Genomic DNA, 6,577 nt, shown 5'->3' on the forward strand with positions numbered 1-6,577 from the left:
CCCCCGTTCTAATTGACCGCAGCCGGACGCACATCGTCGGCCCACATGCGGTACTTGAAGCCGAGATAGCCCGGCACGTCCTCGCCATCGCTGTCCACGTAGAAGAGGGCGGTCACGGTCACACTGTCGTCGCGGTGCATGCGCTCGACACGAGCACGAACATCGGCGCTGCCAGTGCTGTAGAATACGGTGTCGCCTTTTTGCATCTTACCCCCTCCGGGTAGCTGGTGATCTGCTTCCTGTATTAACTAGCGCTATAAATGGAGGATGTCAATTGTTAGCGCTAAAAATTATCAACGGTGAACGAAGCAACCCTAGCGGGAGCACTGCTCATGCTAGGGGAGCTTCTAACAAAAAATGGTCCTCGAACAGTCGATCAGAGCTTGTCGATGAACTTTTTGCGGGACCGGGCAAAGTACCCGATCATTACTCCCAAGATCGCCAGCATCGTGGCGACGGTGATACTCTTGGCCTCGTTCAGCTCGACGTGGAAGAGTGCGAGGTACATGCTGGCCGCAATCAGCAGTACGATGGTCATGGCGATCAGAGACCACACTTCCTGCACATAGCTGTACTGTGCGCGCGGCCTCTGCGGTGACGGGATTTTCTTCTTTGGGGGCATTGTTGTGATCCTGTCAGGCGGTTGGAAAACGACCCACTATAAGCGCGATCCGCGCCCTATTCCACGTTTCGAAATCCATACTTGTCAGAACTGACAATATCAGCATAAATGACAATGAAACGGCATGCGGTTTTGTAATCGTTTGAAACGGGAAAGGAGCCTGCGATGGCGGGAACAGTGAACAAGGTGACTCTGGTCGGCTATCTGGGAGCTGACCCGGAGGTCAGACGACTGAATGACGGAAAACCGGTGGCGCGGCTTCGCATCGCGACCGGGGAGACGTGGCGTGACAAGACTACCGGCGAACGCAAGGAAAGAACCGAGTGGCACAATGTCGTGATCTTCAACGAGAGGATCACGAAAATCGCCGAGCAGTACGTCAAGAAGGGCAACAAGGTCTACATCGAGGGGCAGTTGCAGACCCGCAAGTGGCAGGACGAAAAGGGGCAGGATCGCTATACCACCGAGATCGTGCTGCAACCCTATAAAGGCGAATTGCAGATCATGGATGGTGCCCGGAAAGAGCAGGAGGGCAAGCAATCGTCGCAAGAGGATTACGACGACGACAGAAACGAGTTCCGCGAGTTGGATGACGAAATCCCGTTCTAGGCCGGAGCGGGAAGCGTCTGATGGCAAAGGTAAGGCATGTGCGCGAGGCCAGCCGAGAGACGACTGCAACGCAGGTCTATATCGGCCGGCCGAGCAAATGGGGGAATCCGTTCGTCATAGGGCGTGACGGGGACCGGGATACCGTCATAGCGAAGTACCGACGCTGGATCAGGACAAAGCCGGAATTGATGGCCTCGCTGCACGAGCTGCGGGGCCGCGATCTTGTTTGTTTCTGCGCGCCGCAGCCATGCCATGGCGATGTGCTGCTCGCGCTGGTGGAAGAACTAGGGGAACGACGCGATGTCGATCATAGTCCATAAGCCGAAGCTGGGCATCGAGACGCTAAAGGACATGCTGTGGAGTGTGCTCGTGCAGGGGCAGGCGTCGAGAGAAGATGCAATACGAGCACTCGGCGAGATCGCAGCGGAATACGCGGCGGCGGATCGCCCTGATGGCCATCTCGGCAACGAGCTGCCCAAACTCGCAGGAGTGGCAGCGGACCAAGCCGCCGAAGACATGGCGACCATAGCGCGGGGCGAGGAAATCGACCTTCCGTGGCGGCGGCTCCGCGTTCTGGTCGATTACAATCTTGTCAGGATCGTAAACCCAGCCACCTTGGGCGGCTCTCTTCGAGGCAGTCGAACGTCTCTCGATTGGACCGATGAAGGGAGGCGGTTCATGGGTGCGTCCGAGTAGGATGTTGAAGCTAGTTTCATCGCTGCCAGACTTTTATGCTCACAGCGGGGACGCCGCTGTGCGCAGGGGCGAAGGGTTTGGTTGTTCCTGTGCGAGATGCGGTCGCAACGCCGCAGCGCCGTTTGGCTTTGAGCGAACGGTTGTGTGGTGTTTGTATTGCGGAATCGAGGAAGGGCACGTGCCGGCAGTTGATAGCCCGTGGGGGCTTCATAAGTGGACCTTCGGCGTGACACGTGAAGAGGCGTCAGAAGAGCGCGAATGGCTCGCAGAGGGCTGCTTTGATGAGATGGCGGAAGAGCGAGCACGGCGCTACGGCCATGTCCTCGATCTCTTCTAAATCGACAGGTGAATGTTGGTGACGAGCAAGGCAGAAATCAGTGAGTGGTTTGAGCGAGGCTCTGCGCTGGGGGCCACGCACATGATCGTAGTGTGTGACACGTTCAGCTATGAGGATTACCCGGTTTACGTGAAGCCCGGCGAGTCGTCACGCGAGATCGCGGCAGACTATGACGACAAGAACATGCAGCGGATCATGGAGGTCTACGATCTCTCCATCGACAAGGTGGCGCAGCTCGAAGAGCGGCGCGCGTTTCATTACTGAGGGCCATCCCCTACAATGCGGCCATGAACTCGGCATCACCGAAGAGAATTACGACCGGCCCAACCAGAATATCATCAAGCGGCTCTCCAGCCGAAAGCTGCCACAGCCTATTAGCTTCGAGGTTGACCGGCAGGTTCATATTTTTCCCGTGCTCATTGCAGAGCACAAAGCACTTCTGCATGCCGCTGGCATGCGCTACGCGGCGGAATGCGGGGACAAGTTGAAGGTCTCCGCCCACGGCCCTTTGAAGGTCAGCCAAAGGCGGAGTGCTTCGCAAGACGTGTTCTCTGCGCCGACCGTCCGATTCGATCACAATCATCGTTCCGATCACCGCTATTGCCTCCCCAGCCTACACCAACGCTGGGTGAGGCGTTTATCGCCGAATGGAACCGCCAGCTCGGCGTTGAGCAGGACAGTCGATACATTGCCAAGGCTGGTATCGATGGTCACGAGGTTCCGGCCATAACGATCCTGACCGTGCAGGCGCATCGACGCGATCCCTGATCGCAACAGGCGCTGGAGAAGCTGTGTCGCCTCGGCAGCGCGCTCGCGCTCGTTGCCGCAGCGTGCCTTGTCGTATGACGATTCCGGGGCGTCGATGTCTAACAGGCGATATTTGACACCATCTTTCCAGAAGGTGTCGCCATCCACAACGCACGTCACGCGTCGGCCGCCATGGCAGAGAGGCCATGCCGGCTCACCTGCCTGTGTAGGAGTGCATAGAAGAGCGGCGAGGACGGCAAGGACCGGGCGTCTGTTCATTTCACAGGCAAGATGCGTAGTCGGCCCACACACCGTAGGCGGTGGCCATAAGATCGGCGTCGGTCATCTTGGCGAGATCGTCCGCCGTCTCTGCGCATTCCTCGAAGGTCGGCGTGTCTCGGATGAGGAACCCGCGTTCTTCCTGTGTGAGCGGTGAACGACCGCTACGAACCTCGGAAATGCGCTCGTCCGTGAAGTCGGAAATCCTCATGGCTTTGCGTTCCTTGTCTTCTTTCGTAGCCATGATCACTCCGGGCGTTCGTTGGGATCGGCGTCGTCATCGCCGGGGAATTGCGGTTCCGGGAAATCCTCGTTTTCAGTGTATGCGACCCCGCCTAGCTTGAATGTCCAAGGGCTACGCCCGCTGCTGGTCCAAGTATTCTCGATTTCGTCGGCTGGCATGACCCTGTAGTAGCCGATCTTGATCAAGGTCTGCCGGGCGAAGCGAAGAGCGGAGCGGTCATCTTTCGTCGCGTCCTTATCGGAGATGGCGGTCTCAATACGGTCTTCAAGATCGAGGATCGCGGACAACTCGTCGTACTCGTACTCTCGATCATCAATCCCCATGCGATGCGCGATTTCCGACTGGAAATTGGCGTCAGGGACGGCGCGGATCGCTTCAATCATCTGTTCACGGGTCATCGGTCATATCCGAGCATCAGTTGGCCACGGGAACAGCCCCATGGGCTTTCATGATCCGGCCAATCTCTGACGACACTTCGGATTTGCTGCCGTAGAACCGTTCCTGACCAGTGGGGAAACAGATTTCCCAAGGGGAGCGAGCGTCATCGCGGGTGGCTTCGTAAATGTCGCCTTCGGCTGTCTTGCGGGTTACTATTTCGAGGGTCGTGAGCATCTTGTTGATCTCCGTGCTGTGTCGGATTTAGCGGGTCAGAACGTCTCAAGGACGCGATTGATCTCGGTCCAGTCAACGTGCGGAGCGAGCATTGGGCCGATCTTCGCATAGGCTCTCGCCTCGGCGATGGATTTGCCTTCGTCCTGCATCTTCATGAAGAACTGCGCGCACTCGATGTCCTCGCTGGTCGCACCGCTCGAAAACGTTATGTGCGCCTTGCCAGAGCCGGGCGACCCGCTGACTTCTATGATGTATCCGGTGGTGTTTCGGGTCGATTTAGACATTTGGCTCTTCCGGCGCTTGTTCTAGCGCATCGCCGTGGTCGGTAGAGGGGAGTTCGGGAACCTCCACATGCTCCAGCTCGTCAAGCTCGACGTTCTCCCATTCGGATTTCCAGTCAGAGTAGGCTTGTCCGGTGTCCCCGTCCTGCCAGCGTTCGGAGCGCTCTGACATATAGTTGTCCATCTCTGAAACCATGTCCTCGGCGAAGCCGCGCGCCTCTTCAAGCTGCTCGTTGTACTCATCGATCCGCCCATTGAACTTTTCCACGGCATCAGAGAGAGCTTCGTGCTCCGCCGCAAGGCGTAAAGCGGCGTCTGCAAGCTTCCTGATGATAGCATCGCGTCGGGCGATGTCCTGCTTGGAGAGTTTTTTCATGGCGTGTCACCTTCGTTGTCGCCCTGCGAGCGAGTTTCGATTCGTCTGTACAGCTCGGCTCTGCCGGCGTCGAATGCCCCGTCTTTAAGCGGGGCGAATTGGACCCAGAAGGCGAAACGAGCGTCATGGGATTGCTCGATGCCGGCGAGGCGCTCCAAGTCGCCAATGGTCACAGCATGGCGTGCGGTATAGGGCTTTTTCAGAGTGAACGTTTTCATGATCTTGGCTGTCAGATTGTGCAGGCTTGTCAGGATTAATAAATAGCGCTATAAATGAAGGATGTCAATAATTAGCGCTAAAAATAGTCGTCGTCCTCGAACCCGACCCAAGGCGAATGTTGGACCGGGCAGGCCGCCCGTTGACACGGAGGCGGTCAATGTTCGGATGGATCGAACCATGCTGGGTGAGCTGGACGCATTTGCCGCGAGGCAACCAGACGCACCGGGCCGCCCAGAAGCGGTTCGGCGACTTGTGCGCAAGGCGTTGGGGCTTGATGAAGAGGCCGGGGAAGTATAGCAGCCCAGATTAGCGAGCGACACGAACTAACTCCATCCGCCGAGCATTTTGCAGGCGGTCGCGTGTTGTTGTGAACTGATAGCCATCCCAATCAGGCCACGGCTCCCAGCCGGATGATGTGGCGCGTCCATACCAGACGCGGACGCGGATCGATCTATCTGGCAGCTCTTCGAGGATCGAGACAGTAAACGTGCCTCCTAAGCCGCTGGAATGGTCGAATACGTCAATGACGGTGGGGGGTGAGGGTTTCATTGGCGGTGGCCCTTCATGTTGATCAGTGAGGCTTGCTGCTGGCCTTGCGGCGGCGTGTCGTGAGACTAGCTTGATAGGCGGCTTCGGCCTCGGAGACGGTGCCAGCCCAGCCACAGGAACGGCAGCAACATTGGCTCTCGTCCGTCCATTCGTGGTCATGGCAAGAAGCTTCGTCCGCGTCGGTGCCGTCCTCGACTAAGCGCACCCAGATGGTCGCAGCGATGTCGAGTTCATCATCAGAACCGCAGGCGGAGTTCGCGCAGATCATAGCCCAAGCATTGCGGACGCTCATGGGGAACACCTCAATCGAAGAGCACGGCCAGCCAGAAGCCAAAGGCGGAAAGGAAGGCCAGCATGGAAAGGAAGGAAGCGACATCGGTCGCGAGGTCAAGCCAGAAACGGGGCATTGGAAAAGTCCTCATTTTTGATAAAATTACATTACCCTGACAGGACAAAGGCCGTCAAGCATTAAAATAAAAATTAATGGCGAGGGGGGTGAAATATTTTTGATAAAAATGCGATTTTAGGCTTGACCTATGAGGAAATTACAGGCATATTGAGCACATGAAAGGAGATGAAACACGAGATGAGAGCCACGGGATCGAGCCAAACCCCAAAAACGGTGTAAAATGGGCTGAATTTGGCAGGAAATCCGCACACAACCGGAGCGGGCGCGAAAATAATTGATAAAAATAGCAAAAACCGGTTGATTTAGTAAAAATTACATGATATAATTATAGACTGTGTGACAGAATTACAACAGCACGGCCTATTTTTATATATAACTACACCGGTGTAGTTATATATAAAAATAGGCCGTGCTGTTGTAATTCTGTCACACAGTCTATAATTATATCATGTAATTTTTACTAAATCAACCGGTTTTTGCTATTTTTATCAATTATTTTCGCGCCCGCTCCGGTTGTGTGCGGATTTCCTGCCAAATTCAGCCCATTTTACACCGTTTTTGGGGTTTGGCTCGATCCCGTGGCTCTCATCTCGTGTT

The 6,577-nt window shown here is 56.1% G+C and carries 16 protein-coding genes; 5 read left to right on the forward strand and 11 right to left on the reverse strand.

Annotated features, from left to right (window positions below; translation table 11 throughout):
• Nucleotides 1-8 precede the first annotated feature (8 nt).
• Together ABWW28_RS23080 and ABWW28_RS23085 are read right to left on the reverse strand one after the other, a co-directional pair.
• On the reverse strand, nucleotides 9-206 hold the full coding sequence (locus tag ABWW28_RS23080; protein WP_353392418.1) for a hypothetical protein: 198 nt from the start codon (nucleotides 204-206) through the stop codon (nucleotides 9-11).
• A gap of 170 nt (nucleotides 207-376) precedes the next feature.
• Entirely contained in the window at nucleotides 377-622 is a 246-nt protein-coding gene (locus ABWW28_RS23085; RefSeq protein ID WP_353392420.1) for a hypothetical protein, read from the reverse strand.
• Between the two features lie 165 nt (nucleotides 623-787).
• Here ABWW28_RS23085 and ssb point away from each other — a divergent pair, with 165 nt between their 5' ends.
• The 5 genes from ssb to ABWW28_RS23110 all read left to right on the forward strand — a co-directional run bounded on the left by ssb (nucleotide 788) and on the right by ABWW28_RS23110 (nucleotide 2,528).
• On the forward strand, nucleotides 788-1,231 hold the full coding sequence (gene ssb / locus ABWW28_RS23090; RefSeq protein ID WP_353392422.1) for a single-stranded DNA-binding protein: 444 nt from the start codon (nucleotides 788-790) through the stop codon (nucleotides 1,229-1,231).
• Nucleotides 1,232-1,251: 20 nt separating this feature from the next.
• Nucleotides 1,252-1,551: a DUF4326 domain-containing protein gene (locus ABWW28_RS23095; protein WP_353392424.1), complete on the forward strand. Its 300-nt coding sequence runs from the start codon at nucleotides 1,252-1,254 to the stop codon at nucleotides 1,549-1,551.
• Nucleotides 1,532-1,927, forward strand: coding sequence for a hypothetical protein (locus ABWW28_RS23100; protein ID WP_353392426.1), 396 nt, complete (start codon nucleotides 1,532-1,534; stop codon nucleotides 1,925-1,927). The genes ABWW28_RS23095 and ABWW28_RS23100 overlap by 20 nt, the downstream gene beginning before the upstream one ends.
• A gap of 178 nt (nucleotides 1,928-2,105) precedes the next feature.
• The gene (locus ABWW28_RS23105; RefSeq protein WP_353392428.1) at nucleotides 2,106-2,264 is read left to right on the forward strand and encodes a hypothetical protein; all 159 of its coding nucleotides are present in this window, start codon (nucleotides 2,106-2,108) and stop codon (nucleotides 2,262-2,264) included.
• An 81-nt stretch (nucleotides 2,265-2,345) separates the two neighbouring features.
• Nucleotides 2,346-2,528, forward strand: coding sequence for a hypothetical protein (locus ABWW28_RS23110; protein ID WP_353392430.1), 183 nt, complete (start codon nucleotides 2,346-2,348; stop codon nucleotides 2,526-2,528).
• Nucleotides 2,529-2,538: 10 nt separating this feature from the next.
• Here ABWW28_RS23110 and ABWW28_RS23115 read toward each other — a convergent pair whose 3' ends face one another.
• The 9 genes from ABWW28_RS23115 to ABWW28_RS23155 all read right to left on the reverse strand — a co-directional run bounded on the left by ABWW28_RS23115 (nucleotide 2,539) and on the right by ABWW28_RS23155 (nucleotide 5,863).
• A complete protein-coding gene (locus ABWW28_RS23115; protein WP_353392432.1) occupies nucleotides 2,539-2,859 on the reverse strand; it encodes a DUF3846 domain-containing protein in 321 nt (106 codons plus the stop codon).
• Between the two features lie 2 nt (nucleotides 2,860-2,861).
• Nucleotides 2,862-3,191: a thermonuclease family protein gene (locus tag ABWW28_RS23120; protein WP_353392434.1), complete on the reverse strand. Its 330-nt coding sequence runs from the start codon at nucleotides 3,189-3,191 to the stop codon at nucleotides 2,862-2,864.
• A gap of 100 nt (nucleotides 3,192-3,291) precedes the next feature.
• Complete coding sequence (locus ABWW28_RS23125) at nucleotides 3,292-3,534, reverse strand: RNA-binding protein (RefSeq protein WP_353392436.1); 243 nt, start codon at nucleotides 3,532-3,534, stop codon at nucleotides 3,292-3,294.
• A 2-nt stretch (nucleotides 3,535-3,536) separates the two neighbouring features.
• Nucleotides 3,537-3,932, reverse strand: a complete 396-nt coding sequence (locus tag ABWW28_RS23130) for a hypothetical protein (protein WP_353392438.1) — start codon at nucleotides 3,930-3,932, stop codon at nucleotides 3,537-3,539.
• 16 nt (nucleotides 3,933-3,948) lie between these two features.
• Complete coding sequence (locus ABWW28_RS23135; RefSeq protein WP_353392440.1) at nucleotides 3,949-4,146, reverse strand: hypothetical protein; 198 nt, start codon at nucleotides 4,144-4,146, stop codon at nucleotides 3,949-3,951.
• A gap of 35 nt (nucleotides 4,147-4,181) precedes the next feature.
• Entirely contained in the window at nucleotides 4,182-4,430 is a 249-nt protein-coding gene (locus ABWW28_RS23140) for a hypothetical protein (protein WP_353392442.1), read from the reverse strand.
• Entirely contained in the window at nucleotides 4,423-4,803 is a 381-nt protein-coding gene (locus ABWW28_RS23145) for a hypothetical protein (protein ID WP_353392444.1), read from the reverse strand. The genes ABWW28_RS23140 and ABWW28_RS23145 overlap by 8 nt, the downstream gene beginning before the upstream one ends.
• Nucleotides 4,800-5,021, reverse strand: coding sequence for a hypothetical protein (locus ABWW28_RS23150; protein ID WP_353392446.1), 222 nt, complete (start codon nucleotides 5,019-5,021; stop codon nucleotides 4,800-4,802). The genes ABWW28_RS23145 and ABWW28_RS23150 overlap by 4 nt, the downstream gene beginning before the upstream one ends.
• Before the next feature lie 572 nt (nucleotides 5,022-5,593).
• A complete protein-coding gene (locus ABWW28_RS23155) occupies nucleotides 5,594-5,863 on the reverse strand; it encodes a hypothetical protein (RefSeq protein WP_353392448.1) in 270 nt (89 codons plus the stop codon).
• Nucleotides 5,864-6,577 lie beyond the last annotated feature (714 nt).

Origin of the sequence: Brucella sp. NBRC 14130 (genome assembly GCF_040371715.1) — a bacterium.
In the GTDB taxonomy this organism is placed as follows: domain Bacteria; phylum Pseudomonadota; class Alphaproteobacteria; order Rhizobiales; family Rhizobiaceae; genus Brucella; species Brucella intermedia.

What these genes read in the sequence shown, in the direction of transcription:
- ABWW28_RS23080 (WP_353392418.1), bottom strand. Translation starts at nt 206, where the DNA reads ATGCAAAAAGGCGACACCGTATTCTACAGCACTGGCAGCGCCGATGTT.
- ABWW28_RS23085 (WP_353392420.1), bottom strand. Translation starts at nt 622, where the DNA reads ATGCCCCCAAAGAAGAAAATCCCGTCACCGCAGAGGCCGCGCGCACAG.
- ssb (WP_353392422.1), top strand. Translation starts at nt 788, where the DNA reads ATGGCGGGAACAGTGAACAAGGTGACTCTGGTCGGCTATCTGGGAGCT.
- ABWW28_RS23095 (WP_353392424.1), top strand. Translation starts at nt 1,252, where the DNA reads ATGGCAAAGGTAAGGCATGTGCGCGAGGCCAGCCGAGAGACGACTGCA.
- ABWW28_RS23100 (WP_353392426.1), top strand. Translation starts at nt 1,532, where the DNA reads ATGTCGATCATAGTCCATAAGCCGAAGCTGGGCATCGAGACGCTAAAG.
- ABWW28_RS23110 (WP_353392430.1), top strand. Translation starts at nt 2,346, where the DNA reads ATGATCGTAGTGTGTGACACGTTCAGCTATGAGGATTACCCGGTTTAC.
- ABWW28_RS23125 (WP_353392436.1), bottom strand. Translation starts at nt 3,534, where the DNA reads ATGGCTACGAAAGAAGACAAGGAACGCAAAGCCATGAGGATTTCCGAC.
- ABWW28_RS23130 (WP_353392438.1), bottom strand. Translation starts at nt 3,932, where the DNA reads ATGACCCGTGAACAGATGATTGAAGCGATCCGCGCCGTCCCTGACGCC.
- ABWW28_RS23135 (WP_353392440.1), bottom strand. Translation starts at nt 4,146, where the DNA reads ATGCTCACGACCCTCGAAATAGTAACCCGCAAGACAGCCGAAGGCGAC.
- ABWW28_RS23140 (WP_353392442.1), bottom strand. Translation starts at nt 4,430, where the DNA reads ATGTCTAAATCGACCCGAAACACCACCGGATACATCATAGAAGTCAGC.
- ABWW28_RS23145 (WP_353392444.1), bottom strand. Translation starts at nt 4,803, where the DNA reads ATGAAAAAACTCTCCAAGCAGGACATCGCCCGACGCGATGCTATCATC.
- ABWW28_RS23150 (WP_353392446.1), bottom strand. Translation starts at nt 5,021, where the DNA reads ATGAAAACGTTCACTCTGAAAAAGCCCTATACCGCACGCCATGCTGTG.
- ABWW28_RS23155 (WP_353392448.1), bottom strand. Translation starts at nt 5,863, where the DNA reads ATGAGCGTCCGCAATGCTTGGGCTATGATCTGCGCGAACTCCGCCTGC.